This is a genomic window from Actinomycetospora sp. (genome assembly GCF_036497585.1).
Classification (GTDB): Bacteria; Actinomycetota; Actinomycetes; order Mycobacteriales; family Pseudonocardiaceae; genus Actinomycetospora.
In genome coordinates, this window is sequence record NZ_DASXJD010000208.1 from 1 (window position 1) to 20,068 (window position 20,068).

Below are 20,068 nucleotides of genomic sequence, written 5' to 3' on the forward strand. Positions count from 1 at the left end.
ACCGCGAGCGAGCGCAACGCCGCCGCCGAGAACGGCTTCCCCGACCGAGAGCGGATGCCGCGCTCCTCGAAATCCCGCGCGATACCGCGCAGCGAGTGCCCTGCGCCCAGCCGCTCGAACAGCTCCCGCACGACCGGCGCCTCGTCGGGGTGGGGTTCCTGCCCCACCAAGCGCCCGGTGCGCGGGTCATACATCCGCCGGTACCCGTAGGAGACGCGCCCATGCGGCTTGCCGTCGGCCGCATTCGCCGCGTTCGCACGCTTCATCCGCTCGGAGGTCTTCGACGACTCGTACTCGGAGTCCACGGCGTCCTCCAGTAGCGAACGTCGGTCACGCCCGTTGCCGGGGTCGTAGGTGCGCCCGTGCGTGGTCACGTAGATCAGCACGCCGCGCTCGGCGCAGACGTCGATCAGATCGACCCACTCTCCCACCCGCCGCGAGCCGCGCGAGGACTCCCAGATCACCAGGACACCGGCGCCGAACCGCCCGGTGTCGAGGTCGGCCATGAGCTCCGCGAACCCGTCCCGGGGCTTCCGGCTGTACCGGGAGGCACTGACCGAGTTGTCGCGGTATGCCTCGCCGAGCCTCCAGCCCTGCTGCTCCGCGGCGCCGGCGTTGTCCCCGTGCTGCTCATCCAGCGACCTGGCCCGGCCGGACCTGTCGAGCGACACCCTCAAGTACTCGCGGGCCAGGGTCGCTGCAGGAGCAGGCGCTGTGACCTGCATCAATGACACACGGGGAACGGTACCACTAGCGTCAGATCGAGTTCTCGAGGCAGGTCTCCCCGCCGTCGACCCAGTGGTGCACGTGATGGGCGTGGCAGCGTTCCGGGCGACGGGTGCAGCCCGAGAACGCGCACCCCTGGTCGCGCACCACCAGCGCACGGCGCATCCCCTCGGGCACCGCGTAGGACAACCGGCCCACATCCAACGGTTCCGAGCGCGACCCCAGCACCAGCGGCACGATCCCGGCGTCGCAGGCCAACCGCCGCGCCTCGGCCGGGTTGATCGCCTCGTCAGGGCCGACCAGTCCGTGACCGATCCCGTCCCGCAACCACAAGTACGGCATCGTCACCATCACAAGCGCCCGCCCCGGCGCCCGGGGCCCCGCCAACGCCGGCGGGATCCGCCCACCGCCGCTCGGCTCGCCCTCACCCCGGGACTCGTCGCCGAGCTCGGGGACGGTGTCCTCGTGACCAGGATCGTCGTCGAGCAGGGTCTGTTCGTGGCGTTCCTCGCGGGCGACGTCGTCGGGATGGCGCTGCTCGCGGCGCAGGTGGCGTGGGTCGCCCTGGCCGCGCTCGGGCGGGGAGGTGGTCTCGGCCGGGTGGGCCCGGTCCTCCGGCGCGACGTCCGCCCCGATCCCACCTGGCGCCAGCGCCAACCCGCACAGCTCCAGCAGCGTCGCCGCGTACCTGGCTTCCAGCGAGCGATCGTCCTCGGCGCCCGCCCGGCCCGAGAGCGCATCGAACGCGGCCAGGATCAGCTGGCAGTCTGCCCGGCCCCGGAATCGGCCCTTGAGCACCAGCGACCCGTCGCGGCGCCGCCCCATCCGTAGCTCGTCGCCTGACTCGGCGTCATCCTCGGGAGCGACCCCGTCGGGGTCCAGCGCGGAGATCAGCTGCGCGGCCGCCCGCGCGAGCCCCCGCGGCGCCAACGTCCGGGCCTTCTCGGCGAGGAACTGCTCGGCCTCGCCCAGCGCCGCCGGGTCGATCCCGTCGACCCGCTCCAGGTAGCGCACGGCCTCGTCGATCACGCGCACGTGGCCGCGGTCCAGCACCCCCTGCGCGGACACCGGCGCGGTCGCGGCCAACCGCGGCTCCACCGTCGACCCGCTCGGCGAGACCTGCACGCACAGCGCCCGCGCCTGCCGCACCAGCCGGCGCGCCTCCCCCAGATCGACCCGCCACAGGTCCTGCACCAACCGCTCGGTGGACTTGTAGCCCGTGACCTCGGCGGCCGCCGTCGCCTCCAGGCGGGCGACCTCCCGCAGCACCGCGTGCTCGGCCCGGCGGGCAGCGACCATGACCTCCTGGGCATGGCGCATCACCGCCTCGTCGACCACCGGCCTGCTCATGGTGACGACCGTAGACGCACCCCCCGACAATGACGTCTGAGCAGGAGGAACCCGACCGCTCTCCCACCGCCGGCATGCTCGGCGGACGCAGCGGTAACCCTCCGGGCAGCATCGTCGAGGAGGTCGAGCGATGGGGACGACATCGGAGCTGGAGCGCACGGCACGCGAGATGCTCGCCGACGGGCGAGGGCTCCTGGCCGCCGACGAGAGCACGGGCACGATCACCAAGCGGTTCGACGCACATGGCATCGAGTCCACCGAGGAGAACCGGCGCCGCTACCGGGAGCTGCTGTTCACCACCGGGGGCATCGAGCACGACCTCGGCGGGATCATCCTCTACGACGAGACCGTGCGGCAGTCGACCTCCGAGGGCACACCCATGGTCAGCCTGCTCGGGCAGCGCGGGATCGTACCCGGGATCAAGGTCGACAAGGGCGCGAAGGACCTGGCCGGGTTCCCCGGAGAGAAGGTCACCGAGGGTCTCGACGGGCTGCGGGAGCGCTTCGGGGAGTACCGCGAGCTCGGGCTGCGCTTCGCGAAGTGGCGCACGGTGACCGACGTCGACGACGAGCGCCCGACGCCGACCGGCATCCACGTCAACGCCCACGTCCAGGCCCGCTACGCCGCGCTGGCCCAGGAAGCCGGGCTGGTGCCGATCGTCGAGCCCGAATCGATCATGGATGGTGACCACGGCATCGACCGGTCGGCCGAGGTCACCGAGGCCGTGCTGCAGGCGGTGTTCGACCAGCTGCTTCGCCAGCGCGTCGCCCTCGAGGGCGTGGTGCTCAAGACCAACATGGTCGTCTCGGGCTATGCGGGCAGCGACCAGGCCGGACCCGACGAGGTCGCCGAACGCACCCTGCAGGTACTGCACCGGGTCGTGCCGCCTGCCGTCCCCGGAATCGTCTTCCTCTCCGGTGGGCAGGACGACGCACAGGCCACCGCCAATCTCGACGCCATCCAGCGGGCCGGCGCCCAGCCCTGGATCGTGAGCTTCTCCTACGCCCGGGCCCTCCAGGGTCAGGCGATGGCGACCTGGGGTGGGAACGAGGACGACGTCGAGGCCGCCCAGCGCGTCTTCCGCCACCGCACCCGCATGACCGGGCTGGCCAACCGCGGGCAGTGGACCCCTGAGGCCGAGCAGGAGCACACCGCCGGCGTCTGAGGTGACCATGGTGAGGCACCACGTCTGATTCGCGAGCCGACGAGCACGCTGACCAGCGGCAATGGTTCGACGAAGCCCTGTGGATCTCGTCCGGACAGGTCTAGGGTGGGCGACGTGGGGAGCCATGGGGCCCGTTTCAGGTCGAGGCTGTACCGGCATCGCCGGCGGAATCACGGGCTCCCTCTGATCGCCGGACTGGCGATCCTGACGTGGCTGGTGGCGGCGTTCTTCGCCCCGGCTCCGTCGGCGCCGGGCAGCGCCACCGGTCCCACCGCGACGGCGACCGGGGGCGCCGTCGCGGCGGTTGCGGACAGCACGCCCGTCCCGACGTCGACGACGCCGGACCCGCCGGCACCACCGCAGTACCCGTGGCACACGAGCATCGCGTCCACGTCCTTCTGGGTCGGGCAGGTGATCAACGGCGCGTCGGACGGCAGCCAGGTCTTCTCGACCTACGACCCCCAGTGGGAGACCAACTACGGCGGCTGCGACGGAGTGGTCACCGGGGGACGCTGTCAGGCCGAGCCGCGCACCGCGGCCAACGGGTTCTTCCCCACCGCGATGACCCCGCAGCAGAACCCGTTCTATCTGGACCTCCCCTTCGACGACGTCCACAACAAGACCGCCCGCGCCGAGCGGGAGAGGGTGATCCCCTGGGCACACGACCCGCGCTACGCCGACCAGCTCGCCGACGGCAGCCTCATGAAGAACCACTGGGTCGAGCTCAGCAAGGACGGCCACACCTGCTTCGGGCAGATCGAGGACGCCGGACCCACCGTCTACAGCGACGCGCACTACGTCTTCGGCACCCACGATGAGCGACCCGCCAACAAGAAGATCAACAACGCGGGCCTCGACGTCTCTCCGGCGCTCAACGCCTGCCTGGCGTTCACCCACGGCTACAACAGCGACGAGGACCGGGTGAACTGGCGATTCGTCGACGAAACCACGGTTCCCCCCGGCCCGTGGACCCGGATCGTGACCACCAACCCGGCCGTCAGGTCCGCGAGCACGGGGTAGGTGACCTGACCCCGCCCGCGTGCTCGGCCCCGGGCGCACGACGGTGCGGCGCCCTGCTCCTGACCCCGAGGGCCGGGCCCACGCGCCGACGTGTCGCCGGCTTCAGAACACCCCGGTTCCGCCGGGTCGGGGTTGTCGTTGCGGGTCGAGCCAGGCCGGTGGCGTGAACCACGGCCGGCCGTCGATCATCACCACGTCCCACCCAAGGACAACCGGCCCACATCCAACGGTTCCGAGCGCGACCCCAGCACCAGCGGCACGATCCCGGCGTCGCAGGCCTCACAAGCGCCCGCCCCGGCGCCCGGGGCCCCGCCAACGCCGGCGGGATCCGCCCGCCGCCGCTCGGCTCGCCCTCACCGGGCGGCGCGCCTCACGATGCCGTCGGTGGAGGAGCGTCCCCGAGCCACCGCAGCTCCCCCTCGACGGCGGCGATGGCGTCAGCGAAGCGGATCGGCGGGGTGTCCCGCGGGAACGCGTCGAGCACCCTCGCGCGCAACCCCTGCAGTGCGGGCGGGAACGTGTCGCCCCGGTGCTCCACGAGGTGCACGGCGATCACCGCCAGGAGCGCGAGCAGCACGTCCAGGGCGTTCCCGGCGTCGACGGCGCGCCGCCAGGCGAGGACGTCGGGCGTGCTGGTGTCGGTCTGCCCGCTGCGCCCGAGCCCGATCAGCGACGGCTGTGCGGCCGCGCGCGCCTCCTCGGCCCACCCGGAGGCGCTCATCGAGAACGAGCCGATCAGGGGCTCGCGCTCGTGGACGGCAATGCCGTCGGGCTCCTCGACGAGCCGGTTGATCTGCGCGTTGAGGAGCTGGGCCAGGTCGGCCCAGGCGTGGGTCACCGCGTCGATCGTCGGGGCGACCAGCGGATTGTGGTACCCACCGTTGGACAGCACCGCTCCCAGCGGCGGGCGCAGCTCGGGACCGACGTAGACCGGGTTGTTGGACGCCGCCGCCAGCGCGATCGTCGCGGCTTCCCGAGCGTGGCTCAGGGTGCGGCGCAGCCCCCCGAGCACGCGCGGCCCGCCCCGGAACGACACCTGGGCCTGATACGCCCGACGCGGCCGGTCGCCGCCGTCGAGCAGCTCACGGAACCGGGCCAGGACGTCGCGCTGGTACGGATCACCCCAGAGCCGACCGAGCTCGGCGTCGAGGTGCATGTCCGGGAGCCGGGCCGCCACCGCGGCGAGAGCCAGCACCATCTCGAGGCGGGGCGTCCGGTCCTCGGCCAGCAACACCACGTCCGCGAGCACCGCCGCGGCGACCGGGGAGCCGTTGACCAGGGCCATCCCCTCTCCCACCTCGAGGGTGCCCTCGAAGGTCGGGCGGAACAGCTCGCCCAGGACGATGATGTCGCCGGGCTCGCCGTTCCCGGCCTCGGGAACCGTGGGCAGCGGGCCGTCCAGGAGCTCGGTGAGACGTTCGACCGTCGAGCGACGGAGCGCCGCCGTGCCGTGGAGCACGTCGCTGAGGCGCGCCAGCACGGCGCCGCGCGCGACCCGTTCGGGCAGTCCCGGGCCCATCGCGGGCGGCGTCGTCGGCAGCCGTCGCCCGAAGTCGCGGCGCTCGGCGTCGGTGAGCACGATCCCGGCCGCGGACCCTTGCCGGGTGGTGATCCCGTACAGGTGCCGGCCGGTGTTGGCCTCGACGAACGTCTCGAACTCACCGCGACGCCGCTCGACCGCGTCGAGCGCCGCCGCGCTGAGCCGGGCCCTCTCGCCGTCCCAGGCCACCCGGCGCACCGCGTCCAGGTCCACGTCACCGGCAGTGCTCACGAGGTAGGTCACGACGTCATCGTGCCGACTGCAATGCCTCTACTGTCCGATCTCGATGCCGCGTGCGGCCACCACGACCGGCCACACCGCCTGGGCCAGGATCACCACCCGCTCGGAGATGCCGTACCACGTGCCGTCGGTGACGAGCTGCGCCGTGAACCAGGCCATCAGCACGAGGAGCACCCCGGTGGCGATGACGGACGCCCACCGCAGCCGGCGGTCCACCCGCGGGGAGAACGCGAGCGCCAATGGCCAGGCCGTCAAGGCGGCCCACGCGAGGCCGGCCGCGACCATGTGCACCGCGGAGTAGCCGCCGACCGGCTGGGGGTCGAGGGCCGCCACCAGGAGGAACACTCCGCCGGCGGTCAGTAGCTGCCAGGCTGCCCGGGGCGCCCGCCGTCGGAGCCCGAGCGCGATCAGGACCACGAGGACGCCGGCCGTGCCGAGCGCGGACACCATGATCCAGCGGCTGCTCGCGCCCTGTCCCGAGAGCGCGCTCAGCGAACGGTTCCACGGGTCGGGGCCGGGGTGGGCGGCCTGGGCCGCGACGAAGCCGACGACGAGCACCACCGGGGCGACCACGGCGAGGGCGAGCGTCGCGAACCGGACGCGCAGGTGCCGGCCCGACCACGACGCCAGCGCGACCCGGATCGGCCAGACCGTCTCGGCGAGGAGGAGCACGCGCTCGGCCACGCCGAGCCAGGTTCCGTGGGTCCAGGCCTGGGCACACAGCCAGCCGAGCGCCACGAGCAACACGCCCGTCGCGACCGCGGAGCCCCGCCGGAGTCCCGGCTCGAGGCGCCGGTCCGCGGCCAGGGCCACGGGCCACACGACGAAAGCCACCGCGCCCGTGACCGTGCCCGCCATGTGGATCGTCGAGCTGCCGTGCACCGGTTGGGCGGCCAGCGCGGCGACGATCACGGCCACCGCGCCGACGCCGAGGACCAGCCGCGCGGTCCGCGGCACCTCCCGCAACCCGGCCGCGACGACCACGTACATCACGCCCATCGCCGCGAGGACCGCCGCCATGATCCACCGGTCGGTGGCACCCCGCCCCGCCAGCGTGCTGACCGTCTGCCCGACCGGGTCGTACGACCCTCAGCGGCTGGGCGGCCTCGGCCATCAGGCCCCCGAGGACGAGGACGACGGGAGCCAGGACGGCCACGCCGGCCACCGCCGGTCCCCGCGCGCGGCCGACGAGGTCGCGTGGAGACACGGCGCGTGCCGCATCGTCGACACGGTCACGCGCCGCCGTCGCCACGGATCATCCCCTCCCCCAGTGATCGGGGCGACGTCTACCCGACGACGGGGGCGATGCACACCGCAGCGCTCAATCCAGGAGCCCACGCACGGCGAGCGCGTCCGGACACGCCAGCGCCGCGGACGCCTGGTCGCGCGCCCGACCCAGGTCGACCTCCCGGACAGACTCCTTCACCGAGGCCACGGCGCCCGGCGCGACGCTGAGCTCGCGGACGCCGAGCCCGATCAGCAGCTCGGCGGCCTGCGCGTCGCCGGCCACCTCACCGCAGACGGCGACGAGGACGTCGTGGTCGGCGCGGGCGGCACCGTCGGCGGTCGCCGCGACGAGCGCGAGGACCCCCGGATCCAGGGGGTCGGCGAGCGCGGCGAGCTCGTCGTTGCCGCGCTCGGCGGCCAGGGCGTACTGCGTGAGGTCGTTGGTCCCGATCGAGAGGAAGTCGACCAGCGGGGCGAACGACGCGGACTTGAGCGCGGCCGCCGGGATCTCGACCATGATCCCGACCCGCAGGTCAGGTCGTCCCCGCCCGACGGTATCGACGGCGTCGTCGAGGGCGCGGCGGGCCGCGACCAGTTCGTCGACCGTGGCCACCATCGGGAACATGACGTCGACCGGGTGGTCGTGCGCGACCCGCACGATCGCCTGGAGCTGGTCCGCGAGCAGCCGGGGCCTCGCGAGGGCCAGCCGCAGACCGCGAACCCCCAGGAAGGGGTTGGCCTCCCGCGGCATCGCCAGGTACTCCAGAGGCTTGTCGCCGCCGACGTCGAGGGTGCGCAGCGTGACGCGCCGTCCGTCCATGGCCTCGGCGATGGCCCGGTAGGCCGCCTCCTGCTCGTCGACGTCGGGGGCGGCGTGCCGGTCGAGGAAGCAGAACTCGGTGCGCACCAGACCGGCAAGGTCGGCGCCGATGGCGGCCCGGGCGTCGTCGGCCGAGCCGACGTTGGCACCGACGAGCACGGTCGTCCCGTCCCGGGTCACCGCGGGCTGGTGGGCGTGCTGCAGCGCGCCGTCGAGGCGCCGCCGACGCGCCGCGGCGCGGTCGCGGAACGCGCTGAGGGTCGCCGGGTCGGGGTCGACGACGACCTCGCCGGTGGTCCCGTCGACGGCGAGCAGCGCGGCCTCCCCCGCGCGGGTCGCCAGCGCGGCGCCGACCCCGACGACGGCGGGCACCCCCCGCGCCCGCAGCAGGATCGCGGCGTGCGCGGTGGGGCTGCCCCCGGCGAGCACCACGGCCGGAGTGTGGGCCGGGTCGAGCCCCGCGGCGTCGGCGGGCGTCAGATCGTCGGCGACGACGATGCCGTCGGCCTCGCCACCGCGCTCCACGACGCCGCCGAGGGCGCGCAGCACCTGGTCGCGCACGTCCCGCACGTCGCGGGCCCGGGCCCGCATGTACTCGTCGGCGGCGGCCGCGAGCGCCCCCTCGACCTCGGTCAGGACGTCGGCCCACGCCCGCGCGGCGTCCGCGCCGGCGTCGACGCGGGCACGGGTGTCCGCGAGCACGTCCGGGTCGTCGAGCAGCAGCAGCTGCGCATCGAAGATCGCCGCGTCGGAGTCGCCGATCTCGCGGGCGGCCTGGTCGCGGACGTCCCGGAGGTGGTCGCGCACCCCGGACCGGGCGTCGTCCAGGCGGCTGCGCTGCTCGGATGGGGTGCCGGGCTGGGCCTCCGGCACGCTCACCGCCGCCGCGGTCACGGGCCGGACCGGGCCGATCCCGATCCCGGGTGAGGCCGGGATCGGCTGCCCGTGCGCCGGGGCGACCGGCGGTGGCGGCGCCGTCGGAGCGTCGAGCTCACCGAAGCCGGTCTCGGCGAGCTCGAGCAGGCGGCGGACGGCGTCGGCGGCGTCGGCACCCCAGGCGTGGACAGCGACGTCGTGCCCCTGGAGGGCGCCGAGGGTCGCGACCTTCGACAGGCTGGCACCCGAGACCTCCGGACCGTCGAGGGTGAGGTTCCGCAGCCGCACGTCCGCGTCGAGCCCGCGCAACGCCTGGACCAGCAGGGCGGCGGGCCGCGCGTGCAGCCCGTGCGCCGGCCGCACCGTGAACACTCCCTCCTGCTCGCCCTGCTCCGCGCCCGACCGGTCCGGAGCCGGCTCCGGACCGTCCTGGCCCGGCTCCTGGCCCAGGTGAACCGCCTTCGCGTCCAGAGCGTCGGCGGCCTCGGCGGCGACGTCGGCGGCGGAGGCTCCGCCGGCGGCGCCGACCGCCGCGACGACGAGCCCCTCGACCAACGGCGCGGCGCAGAGCACCGCGCGCTCGCGGACGTCGTCGTCGACCAGCTCGAGGGCGAGCTCGGCGGACAGCACCGCACTGCCCATGTCCATCAGCACGACCACGCCGTCGCCGTCGTCGGCGCGGGTCATGGCCTCGCTGATCGCCACGGCGTCGGTGCCGAACCCGCCGTCGTCGAGCCCGGCGGCGACCTCGATCGGGGCGTCGTCGCCGGTCAGCATCTCCGCGGCCAGCGCCCTCGCCGCCTCGCCGAGGGCCCGGCTGTGGGAGACCACGACGAGCCCGACGGTCACGTCGGGTCGTCCTGCTCCGCGAGGGCGGTCGCCGCGGCGGCGACGAGCAGGGCGGTCGACGTGGCGCCCGGGTCCTGGTGGCCCGCGCTGCGCTCGCCGAGATAGCTCGCCCGCCCCTTGCGGGCGATCATCGGAGTGGTGGCGTCGCGCCCCTCGTCGCCGGCGGCCGACGCGGCCCGCAACGCCGGGGCCAGGCCCTGCCCGGCGGCCAGGGCGGCGTCGAGCGCGTCCAGGGCCGGGACGAGGGCGTCGACCATCGTCTTGTCGCCGAGCTCGGCCTTGCCGCGCGCGACGACGCCGTCGAGGCCCGCCCGCAGGGCCTTGGCGAACGTCTCGGACTCGAGCGCGGTCGCGCCGCCGGTGGCCGGCGCCATCCGCAGGAACAACGTGCCGTAGAGCGGACCGCTCGCGCCGCCGACCGAGCGGATCAGCACCATGCCGGTCTGCTTGAGCAGCCCCGCCGGGTCGTCGGGGGGCGTGGTGGGCAGCGCCTCGACCACCGCGGTCATGCCGCGGTGCATGTTCGCGCCGTGGTCCGCGTCGCCGATCGCGGCGTCGAGGGCGGTCAGGTGGTCCCGCTGGTCGGCCACGGACGCGGCGAACGTCCGCAACCAGCGCGCGAGGGCAGGGGCGTCGATGGCGTCGAGGGCCGCCATCACATCCCCCAGCGCAGCCCGAGGGCGGCGACCGGGGCGTCCCAGAGCCGCAGCATCTCGTCGTCGAAGCGGGTCAGGGTCACCGAGCAGCCGGCCATGTCCAGGCTCGTGACGTAGGGCCCGACCAGGGAGCGGACCGGTACCACGCCGGCCTGGTCGAGGAGGGCCGCGACCTCGGCGTACATCAGGTGCAGCTCGAGCATCGGGGTGGCGCCCATGCCGTTGACGAACACGAGCACGCCCTCGCCGGTGGTGAAGTCCAGGTCCGCCAGGACGGGTTCGACGAGCATCCCGGCGATCTCCTTGGCCGAGGCGAGCGGGACGCGACGACGGCCGGGCTCACCGTGGATGCCGATCCCGATCTCGATCTCGTCCTCGGGCAGGTCGAAGGTGGGGCTGCCCTTCGCCGGCACCGTGCAGGAGGTCAGCGCCATCCCCATGCTGCGGGTGTTGTCGTTGACCCGGCGCGCGAGGTCGGCCAGCTCGGGCAGGCTGCGGCCCTGCTCGGCGGCCGCCCCGGTGATCTTCTCGACGGGCACCGCCGCCCCGGTCCCGCGCCGGCCCGCGGTGAACAGACTGTCCTGCACGGCCACGTCGTCGTTGATGACGACCGCCCGCACCTCGGTGTCGGTCTCCGCGCCGGCGAGCTCGGCGGCCATGTCGAAGTTCATGACGTCGCCGGTGTAGTTCCACACCAGGTGCAACACCCCGGCGCCGCCGTCGATGTTCTTGGTGGCCTCCGACATCTGGTCCGGGACCGGGGAGGTGAACACCTCCCCCGCGCAGACCGCGTCGAGCATCCCGGGCCCGATGAACCCGGCGTGCGCGGGCTCGTGCCCGGAGCCCCCGCCCGAGAGCAGGCCGACCTTGCCCGAGACCGGCGCATCGGCCCGGTAGATGATCCGGTGCTCGTGATCGACCCGCAGCTCCGGGTGGGCACGCTCCACCCCGCGCAGGGATTCCGCGACGAGGTCGGCCGGGTCGTTGAGAAGCTTCTTCATGGCACAGCTCCTGGGACGGGAGCCCGGTGGTGGGGCTCCGCTGGAGGGCAGGGTCAGCCGCTGCACCGCGATCGGCGAGGACGACGACCACGGCCACCGCGATTGCACTCCGTCGGAGCGGGGTCGGGGAACCCCTGTGCCACGGGGCGCACGGCGATCGAGTGGTGCGCGATCGTCCTCGCCGCACCTGGCGCACGCGCCCGGCGGAGCCCCCGGGCCGCGTCGGCGGCATCGATCTGCGTCACGGGCTCCACGGCGATCCGGTAGCCCGCGGCACCGAGACAATTTCGGCAAGCCGCCGAGTCGACCGTCACGCGGAGCTGGATGCGCTCGCCTGCTGGCCGATGGCGCCGCATCGGTGGCGTGCGGCTGCGGCTGCGAAACGGGTCGTGACGTCGACGGCCTGAGCGGCCGAACGCTGCGAGGGGATATCGGCGAACTCCGGCTCCTGGTGCGCCGCGAGGCGCGCGCGCACGTTCTCAGCTTGGACCGCTTCTGTCACCCGAGCGGCCCTGACGCGACCTCGTCGCCGTGTTGGGGAAACCCCGGTCGCGGGTCACGGGCCGGCGCCGCCTGGTGTCGTCGCTTGTCCTGAAGTTCCGAGGGTGGGTTCGCCAGTCACCGCCACAGCGACCTCCGGCGACGCGGCCGCGGCCAGCTTGAGAGCTGTCGTCGTCGCCTCCTGCCGACCTTGTTCGGCGTCCTGTCGTCCTTGTTCGGCGGCCTGTCGCGCGACCTCGGCCTGGTTGGCGGCTTTGTTGGCGCCGCTTCCGCCGGCTTGCACACCGAAGTAGGCACCCACGATCGTTCCGATCGTTCCGGTCAACGCAGCCAGGGCGGTCGACACGTCCCCGGAGGTCGGGTAATGGAACACGGCGAGCAGGAAGGCCGTGAGCAGCACTCCCAAGCCGACGACCACGACTATCAAGGCGCCCAGGCCTTCTGGTTTCGTCACAACTCTTTCTCTCCATCAGAGCCGGTCGAGCACCGAGCGCGGCCGCCCGAATGAGCCTCATCTCCGGTAGTGATGACAATAGGTGATTGTCCTCTCCTTCACATTACGACTATCAGGTACTCGGTCGCCGCGTGTGTCGCGCTCGCGGGGGCCTCCAGAGCGCGCCTCCACGGTGTTCGGTGCGGAGGCGTGCGGCGCAGTGTCTACGTCGCCAGCTTGAAAGCGGGCCCGAGATTCCCCGGGCCGTCGGTCCGCGGGGTCGTCATGAGCGCGAGCGCCAGCGGCTCGAGGGAGAACATCGCGCGCACGGCGCGGGACGAAGGCTTCTGGCCGTTCACGGGCTGGTCGCCGGTCTCCCACGCCTGCTGGAGATCGGTGAGCACCGCCGTGTAGGCCTTGTCGAAGTCGGCCGACTCCGGGTAGCCGGCTGCGGGCACCTCGGCCATCGGCAGCACCTGCGGGAACGGTAGGGCAGGGCCGGTGAACTCGAACACCCCGTCGGCGTTCGGCACCAGCCGTTGACCGTAGAAGATTTCCGCGAACTGGTAGTAGTGGGCGAGATCGTCGGACGAGGATGCAGAGCCCGGATCGCCGACCGGGGAGGTGCTGCTCCCCTCACCCTGCTCCTTGATGCGTTCGATCGCCGCCGTGGCGTCGTTGACGTCCTTGATCGTCGACGCGGCGCCGGTACCGCCGCCCATCGACACCTGCCGTTCCCCGGTGATCGCCGAAGCGGGAAGGGCCTTGTAGGCCTCGGCGATCGCGGTATAGAAGGCGCCGATCGTGGGGAAGGCCGCCCCTTCGGCGAACACGACCGGCCCGCTCTGGGGCAGCTCGATCTCCATGAACACGTTCCACACGAGGTCCTTGGTGAGACCCGCGAGCGGGATGACCAGTCCGGGGTGTACGCCGCCGGGAAGCGGGCCCGGATACTGCGGCACGGCACCGGCGACATTGATCTGGGGCGTTCCACCGATCGCGGTGAGCAGGTTGCAGGCGGTGGCCATGTGCCCCATCTCCTCCACCGCGATGCTCTTGATCAGCGCCCGGACCTGGTCATCGCCGTTCGGGTCCTGGATCGACCACATGGCGCAGAGATAGGGAGGAATGGTGGCGAGCTCGAGCTCGACCGCGGCCTGCAGGGCGGTGTGCAGCCAATCCACGTCGCGCTGGGTGTCGTCGACGCGCATGAGATCGAGAATCTTCGTCATCGTGTCCTCCCCGGTTCCGGTGAACAGCGTGGGCCGACCTCGGCGCGATGGTCCAGGTATTTCACCACCTCGTCGCACTCCACGACGGAGATGGGCTATTCCCGGCCGAGCAACCGCTGGAGCTTGCTCCCTTCGTGGGACGATTTCGAGCGCCCGTGGGCCGAAGGTGGAAAACGTCCCCCGACCCGTAGTGGCGCCCGACAGCTCAAGCGAGGTGATCGAAGGGTCCGCCGCAGGTGACGATGGTCAGACCAGGCGCTCCGGTCGCAGCAGCGACGGAGTGGGGAAGGTCCGACTTCGGATAGCGCCGGAGGGCGACGACGACGTAAGCGCGGGGCGACGCCCCCCTGCCACCACCCGACCCGGGTCGGGTCCCCGGGCACCTGGAGGTCGCCGTCGGGCGCGTCGACCGGGTCCACGGGTGCCCTCATCCCCAAGGACCGGGATGACCAACGTCGTCGGGCGGCCGCCGACACGGGGCCCCGGCGGGACGGCCGCGACCGCAGAGGAGGTGGCCACCGCCGTGGGCGCGGCCGGCTCGAGACGGTCGCCGTCGGCGCGGGCCACGTGGAGGGCCCCGCCCAGCCCCCACGCGGCCATGACCATGCCCAGCACGAGCGCGCAGAACGGCACCACCCACCGCGGGCCCCTGCCGCGGCGCGTCACGGACTACGACGTCGGTCCGCTGTGCTGGGCGAGACCGATGAGGTGCTCCGAGTCCAGACGTGCGTTGAACCTCGACAGGAACACAGGGTTCGTCGAGACCAACAGCGTGTTGTTCTGGGCCTTGAACCCCGGCTTCTTCGGATCGGACGGCTTCAGGCTGACGCCGGTTCCTTCCCCGCTGTCGCTCCAGTTCATGGAGCCTTCGAAGCCCATGCCGAGCCCGATGAGGCAGCCGCCCTTCGTGTGCGAGATCTGGTGGGTCGCGGACTCGAGGATGACGAACGAGTTGTAGAAGTCCGGATCGTGGGTCTCGTCGAGCGCGAGTATCTCCTTCTCGTGCTTGCCGCCCGCCTGCGAGCGGTCGAGGCTGGCCTGCACCCGGACGTTGGGGTTCTTCATCAACGCGATGATGTCGGCGTTGAGCTCGTCGTCATCGTAACCGAACATGTTGAACTTGAAGACCATCGTCTCCCGAGGAATCAGGTAGTGCAGGATGGAATGGCAATCGTCCCGCCCCACCAGGAACAGGTAGTGGTCGCCGTAGCCGGGGGTGAGCTCGCCCTCCGGCGTGAACTGACCGAGCTGCGCGATCCTGGGGTCGTCTCCGCCGTCTCGAACCACTGTGGTGACCTCCGCCTTGTTGAGCCGGGTCCTCAGGTCGTTGCCAAAAAAAATCGAGCTCGCGAGCCCCGCCCCCAGGCGCCACTTGCCGGCGATGTCGGGAAGCCGGGTGGTACGGAAAGGCGCGCCCGCACCGCGGAGCGGGCAAAGGGTCCGCTGCCCGTGCACGTCGAGTATGCTCGCGCCGTCGTGGCTCGCCGAATGATCCGATCAGGTACAGCGTCGTCGGCGTGATATCGCCCGTTGGACGCCTGCGCGGCACAGTGGCGCCTCCGAACGTGTAGAGATCCCGGCGAGCGTCGGCCGGAACTGGCCGTACGACTGCATCCGTCAGCGCTCCTCGAAGGTCCGCGTGGCCTCGTACGTGCCCGCTGAACGGACCAGCCACCCGTGGACTTTGTCGGATTGGTCGGGAATTCGCAGAGCAACCTCTCGAATGGCCTACCAAAATGTGCGCATTGTGGGCGGCGTCGACCCCTCCCGACACTGGGTCCTCGGTCGGACGCAGCCGGGACGCGTCTCGATGAGCCTCATCGACCAGGAGCAGAGCGTGTCAGTGCCCACCAGTTCGGTCGACCCGTCCACCACCGGTCTGCCCGACGGTTCTGCGAGCGAAGCGGCCACGGCGAGCGCGGCGGTTGTGGGACGGTGGGGCGACGTCTTCGGCCTGCCGAATGTCGCGGTGCACGCCCATCTCCTGCCCGACGGCAAGGTCCTCCTCTGGGGACGACGCGATTCCCCTCAGGGCACTCTGGACGACCACTTCTGCACCCCCCAGGTCTGGGACCCTGCCACCGGCCACTCGGTGCCGACACCCCAGCCCGTGCTCGCCGACGGCAAGACCACCTGCAACCTGTTCTGCTCGGGTCACACCCTGCTACCCGACGGGCGGGTGTTCGTGGCCGGCGGTCACCTGCAGGACAGCAACGGCGTCAACCAGGCCTGCATCTACGACCACGAGAGCAACACCTGGACCGCGCTGCCGCCCATGAACCAGGGTCGCTGGTACCCGACGGCCACCACGCTCCCCGACGGACGCGTGCTCGTCCTGTCCGGCAGCGCCGTGGTGGGCCAGGGGGTGGTGGTCACCAACGTCCCGCAGATCTGGGACGGCACGCGCTGGCACGACGCGGCGCCGTTCCCCGGGCCACCGCCGCTCTACCCCCGCGTCCACGTCGTCCCCGACGGACGTCTCTTCGTCACCGGCACCAACGCCGAGACCCCGTTCCTGACCCCCGCTGCCGACCAGTGGCAGGGCGGGCTCGCGCGGACCGACGGGGAGCGGCAGTACGCGCCGTCGGTCATGTACGAACCCGGCAAGGTGATCTACATCGGCGGTGGCAACGATCCCGGCCCCGACACCCCCACCGCGCGGACCACCCTGATCGATCTCAGCGGGCCGGCACCGGCGTGGCGCGAAGGACCGCCCATGGCCTTCCCACGCCGGCAGCACAACGCCACCCTGCTGCCCGACGGCACCGTGCTGGTCACCGGTGGCACCAGCGGGCCCGGCTTTAACGACCTCACCCCGGGCAGGCCGGTGCACGTTGCCGAGCTGTGGGACCCCGCGACGAACACGTGGTCGCGGCTCGCGGCCGAGTCCGTCGACCGCTGCTATCACTCCACCGCCGTCCTGCTCCCCGACGGCCGCGTCCTCAGCGCCGGCAGCGGGGAGTTCGCGGGACAGAGCAACCCCGCCGACAGCCACCGCGACGGACAGTTCTTCCACCCGCCGTACCTGTCGAAGGGAGCACAACCGCACATCGACGCGCTCGATGCCACCGAGGTCACCAGTGGCGGCACCATCACGGCCACCACCAGCGGCCCCGCGATCGCGAAGGTCACCCTCGTCCGCCTCTCCTCGGTCACCCACGCGTTCAACGCCACCCAGCGGATCAACGTGCTGCCGTTCACCACGAGCGGCCCGAGGATCACGGCGTCCGTGCCGTCGAGTCCGGCCGAGTGTCTGCCTGGGCACTACATGCTCTTCGTGCTCAGCGAGGCGGGTGTCCCGTCGGTCGCGCGCATCGTGCGGGTCCACGGTCCGACCCCGACGGCCCCGGCCACCCACGCCGCCCTGGCGGAGACGGCCGCCGACGCACCGCACAGCTCCTCGGCCGGCCCGACCATCGAGGAACTGGACGACTCGATCACCGAGGCGGTCCGCGAGGGAGCGCTGGGCACCGAGGTGACCGTCGGGCTGACCGCGCAGTGCCCCTACGGGCTCGGCGGCTGCTGGGGCGGCGCCTACGAGGCCCTGGGCACGCTCGCCGACGTCGGCGCGGTCCGCCCGATCGCGAACAGCGCGGACTCCACCGCGACCGTGTACCTGCGCCACCGTGGCCTGCCCGATGTCGCGCGGTGGCCGGCCCAGCTGGCCGATTCCGCGAACGCCAGCTACCACTTCCGCGGCGTCGAGGTGAGCCTCACCGGTGTCGTCGACGACGGGGCGGGCGCACTCCGGCTCACCGTGCCCGACACCGAGGTCGTCGTGACCCTGGGCGCGCTCGAGCCGGGCAGCGAACTCGCCTGGGACCTGGCGGGCCGACGACCGAGACCCGCCACCGACGACGAGCTCGGGGCGCTCGACCGGCTCTGGGCCAGGGCGGCAGGTGCGGGGCACGCCGACCCGGTGCGGGTCAGCGGCCCACTGCACGTCTCCGACGGCGGCCCGACCGTGCTGGTGCGCACGTTCGGACCCGAGCTCTCACCCTCGACAAGGACCGCCGCCATGACCACCACCCAGGGCTTCAAGCCCCTCAACGTCGTGCTCGCCCCGCGCTCCCGGGCCCTGACCGCCTACACCACCCTCGCGGGACTCGACACCGCCGCGATCGCCAGCGGCTTCGAGCCGCGACCGGACCTCGACCTGACCTTCCATGGCGGCCGGACCATCCGTGACCTGTCGGCCGTCCTGGTCTATCTCGGGGACTCCGACCGGTGGGACGCCCAGGACCGCGACAGCATCGACTCCGCGGTCAGCCGGGCCATGACCGACCCGGGGCTCAACGACATCATCGCGCAGTACTTCACCGGGCCGATCGACGCCACCGTGCTCCCCTCGCGCATCCTCGGCGCTGCGGTCGGTGACCGGGTGTTCAAGGACGATCTCGAGTCGACGGTCGCCGATCTGGTCGCCGACCGCAGCCTCCCCCACGAGGCCCGGCCTGCCGACACCGTGGTCTGCCTGCTGCTGCCCAAGGGCGTCGTCCTCGTCGACGGCAACAGCGACGGCACCGCGGCCGCACGCCTACCCGGCGGCGACCCGGACGATGACGCGAGCGACTCCTCCCACGGTCTCGGCGGCTACCACGGTTCGGTCCACACCGACGACGGCGGAACGCACTACTACGCGGTGGCCGTCTATTCCGCGGGCGACAACGGGATCGTGGCGTTCGACGAGCCGTGGAAGAACGTCGTGGCGACCCTCTACCACGAGTTGTGCGAGGCCCGCACCGATCCCGACGTCGAGGACGCCGCCCGGACCGGTGACCGCGGCAAGCTCGGCTGGTACAGCGACGATGCCGGCGAGATCGGCGACATCCCGATGACGCTCGCCGGCCGCGACCTCGGCGAGATCATGCAGGAGGTGACCCTCCGCGACGGTTCCCGGGTGCCCGTCCAGCTCATGTGGTCCAACCGCGCTCGTGGTCCCGAAGGACCCGCACGCAAGGGCCCGGTGGCCTGATGATCGACGGCTCCAATCCAGGGCGAGGACCAGACCGGTGTCGCACGGATCCGTGGCCGCGTGTCCACTCGGGCCCCCGGGCAGGTCGTCGATGGCGGTCTGATGAGTCGGGCGACGGCCGCAGCCTCCTTCGCGCGCCATCCGCTCCGTGAGCACCGATCACCCTTTTGATCTGCAGACCTTTCTGCGCACGTGAACAGAGAAGGACAGGGGAGAACCGTGACGAATCCCGATGTGAGCGAGGCCGCCTCGCAACTGACCGCCGACTTCCGGTGGGGTGAGGTACCGGCAGTGCGGGGTGGGGGCGTGACCGAGCGGGCGGCGCTCGCCGACCCCAGCCTGGGGGGTATCGCCGGCTTCACGGGCACGTTCAGGGGCAACGGGCTCAACACCATCTTCCGACCACAGGATTTCGCGGTCAGTCCGACACCGCTGCCGAAACCTGCGCACGGGCCGAACGACAACATCCTCGAGCTGAACCTGACCGAGGAGTCCCTGGCGTTCTCCGACCCCCTCGGATCGATCCCCAACCGGGGTTTCGTACAGGGCGACGCGTTCCTCAACGGCATCCCCTACGTGCAGAAGGTCAAGGACGTCAGCGATCCGGCCCATCCGGTGGACATCCACTTCGAGCCGGGGGTCTGGCTCTCGGTCCCGAAGACGGACGTGCCGGAGGAGGAGCCCAGCGTCGCGCGCATGGGGTCGATCCCCCACGGCACGACCATCGAGGCACAGGGGACGTCCTTCACGGTCTCGGGAGGACCCCGTATCGATCCGGTGGACATCACGCCCTTCCCGATCGGCGACCCGAACGGACGGCTCGTCGACCGTTTCCCCAGCCAGGACGTCGCCGACGAGGGCACCTTCCGCATCCCGCAGGACCTCTCGTCCTTCGTGTCCGCCGGAACGATCACGAAGGAGATCCTGGCCAACCCCAACCTGGTGATCGACGAGCGTCAGAAGAAGCAGCACATCACCTCCACCACCGTCATCATCATCAGCACGGATCCCGCGCCTCCTCTCTTCGGGGGCGGGACCGACAACATCGCCTTCCTGCTCGGGGACAAGAACGCGGCGAAACCGAACGCCGACGCGGTCCAGATGACGGCGATCTTCTGGGTCGAGACTGTCTCGGAGCGGATCACGCTGCCGGCTCCCTACCGGCCCGGTGTCCCGATCGTCGTGCCCGGCAGCGCGGCCGCCGGCAACCCGGTGCCGAGCTTTGCGATCCACTCCGACAAGCCCATCGCCGCGGGGACGCACATCGACACCACCTACACCCAGATCCAGTACACGCAGACCGTGCTGCTCAACTTCAACGGGTTGAGCTGGCCGCACGTCTCGGTCGCCACGCTGGTGCCGGAGCACCCGGTGCCGGTCTCGGTGTGACGCGCTGCTGTGTCCGGGCCGACGATCAGCTCTGGCGCCACCGCATCGCGATCGCGTGATCCTGGTGG

Annotated in this window: 14 protein-coding genes and 1 pseudogene; 4 read left to right on the forward strand and 11 right to left on the reverse strand. The window is 72.2% G+C overall.

Annotated elements, in window-relative coordinates; translation table 11 throughout:
• Positions 1-725 (reverse strand): recombinase family protein (locus tag VGH76_RS20570; protein ID WP_331558586.1); only part of this gene is annotated, 725 nt, incomplete at its 3' end.
• 31 nt (positions 726-756) lie between these two features.
• Positions 757-2,076, reverse strand: a complete 1,320-nt coding sequence (locus VGH76_RS20575) for an HNH endonuclease signature motif containing protein (RefSeq protein WP_331558587.1) — start codon at positions 2,074-2,076, stop codon at positions 757-759.
• A gap of 130 nt (positions 2,077-2,206) precedes the next feature.
• Here VGH76_RS20575 and VGH76_RS20580 point away from each other — a divergent pair, with 130 nt between their 5' ends.
• Positions 2,207-3,241: a class I fructose-bisphosphate aldolase gene (locus VGH76_RS20580; RefSeq protein WP_331558588.1), complete on the forward strand. Its 1,035-nt coding sequence runs from the start codon at positions 2,207-2,209 to the stop codon at positions 3,239-3,241.
• 216 nt (positions 3,242-3,457) lie between these two features.
• Complete coding sequence (locus VGH76_RS20585; RefSeq protein ID WP_331558589.1) at positions 3,458-4,261, forward strand: hypothetical protein; 804 nt, start codon at positions 3,458-3,460, stop codon at positions 4,259-4,261.
• A 370-nt stretch (positions 4,262-4,631) separates the two neighbouring features.
• Here the strand turns inward: VGH76_RS20585 and VGH76_RS20590 are convergent, their stop codons facing one another.
• The 9 genes and pseudogenes from VGH76_RS20590 to VGH76_RS20630 all read right to left on the reverse strand — a co-directional run bounded on the left by VGH76_RS20590 (position 4,632) and on the right by VGH76_RS20630 (position 15,091).
• The gene (locus tag VGH76_RS20590; RefSeq protein WP_331558590.1) at positions 4,632-6,044 is read right to left on the reverse strand and encodes an aromatic amino acid lyase; all 1,413 of its coding nucleotides are present in this window, start codon (positions 6,042-6,044) and stop codon (positions 4,632-4,634) included.
• A 27-nt stretch (positions 6,045-6,071) separates the two neighbouring features.
• Entirely contained in the window at positions 6,072-6,614 is a 543-nt protein-coding gene (locus VGH76_RS20595) for a DUF998 domain-containing protein (RefSeq protein ID WP_331558612.1), read from the reverse strand.
• Between the two features lie 66 nt (positions 6,615-6,680).
• Positions 6,681-7,115: pseudogene (locus VGH76_RS20600) on the reverse strand (DUF998 domain-containing protein); the annotation flags it as partial.
• 247 nt (positions 7,116-7,362) lie between these two features.
• Positions 7,363-9,813: a phosphoenolpyruvate--protein phosphotransferase gene (ptsP, locus tag VGH76_RS20605; RefSeq protein WP_331558591.1), complete on the reverse strand. Its 2,451-nt coding sequence runs from the start codon at positions 9,811-9,813 to the stop codon at positions 7,363-7,365.
• Positions 9,810-10,469, reverse strand: a complete 660-nt coding sequence (gene dhaL, locus VGH76_RS20610; RefSeq protein WP_331558592.1) for a dihydroxyacetone kinase subunit DhaL — start codon at positions 10,467-10,469, stop codon at positions 9,810-9,812. The genes ptsP and dhaL overlap by 4 nt, the downstream gene beginning before the upstream one ends.
• A complete protein-coding gene (gene dhaK / locus VGH76_RS20615; protein WP_331558593.1) occupies positions 10,469-11,470 on the reverse strand; it encodes a dihydroxyacetone kinase subunit DhaK in 1,002 nt (333 codons plus the stop codon). The genes dhaL and dhaK overlap by 1 nt, the downstream gene beginning before the upstream one ends.
• Before the next feature lie 556 nt (positions 11,471-12,026).
• Complete coding sequence (locus VGH76_RS20620) at positions 12,027-12,377, reverse strand: hypothetical protein (protein ID WP_331558594.1); 351 nt, start codon at positions 12,375-12,377, stop codon at positions 12,027-12,029.
• 251 nt (positions 12,378-12,628) lie between these two features.
• A complete protein-coding gene (locus tag VGH76_RS20625; RefSeq protein ID WP_331558595.1) occupies positions 12,629-13,615 on the reverse strand; it encodes a ferritin-like protein in 987 nt (328 codons plus the stop codon).
• Positions 13,616-14,305: 690 nt separating this feature from the next.
• Positions 14,306-15,091, reverse strand: coding sequence for a hypothetical protein (locus tag VGH76_RS20630; protein ID WP_331558596.1), 786 nt, complete (start codon positions 15,089-15,091; stop codon positions 14,306-14,308).
• Between the two features lie 355 nt (positions 15,092-15,446).
• On the opposite strand from VGH76_RS20630, the gene VGH76_RS20635 reads away from it, so the two are divergent.
• On the forward strand, positions 15,447-18,611 hold the full coding sequence (locus VGH76_RS20635; RefSeq protein WP_331558597.1) for a galactose oxidase-like domain-containing protein: 3,165 nt from the start codon (positions 15,447-15,449) through the stop codon (positions 18,609-18,611).
• A gap of 306 nt (positions 18,612-18,917) precedes the next feature.
• A complete protein-coding gene (locus tag VGH76_RS20640) occupies positions 18,918-20,000 on the forward strand; it encodes a heme-binding protein (protein ID WP_331558598.1) in 1,083 nt (360 codons plus the stop codon).
• Positions 20,001-20,068 lie beyond the last annotated feature (68 nt).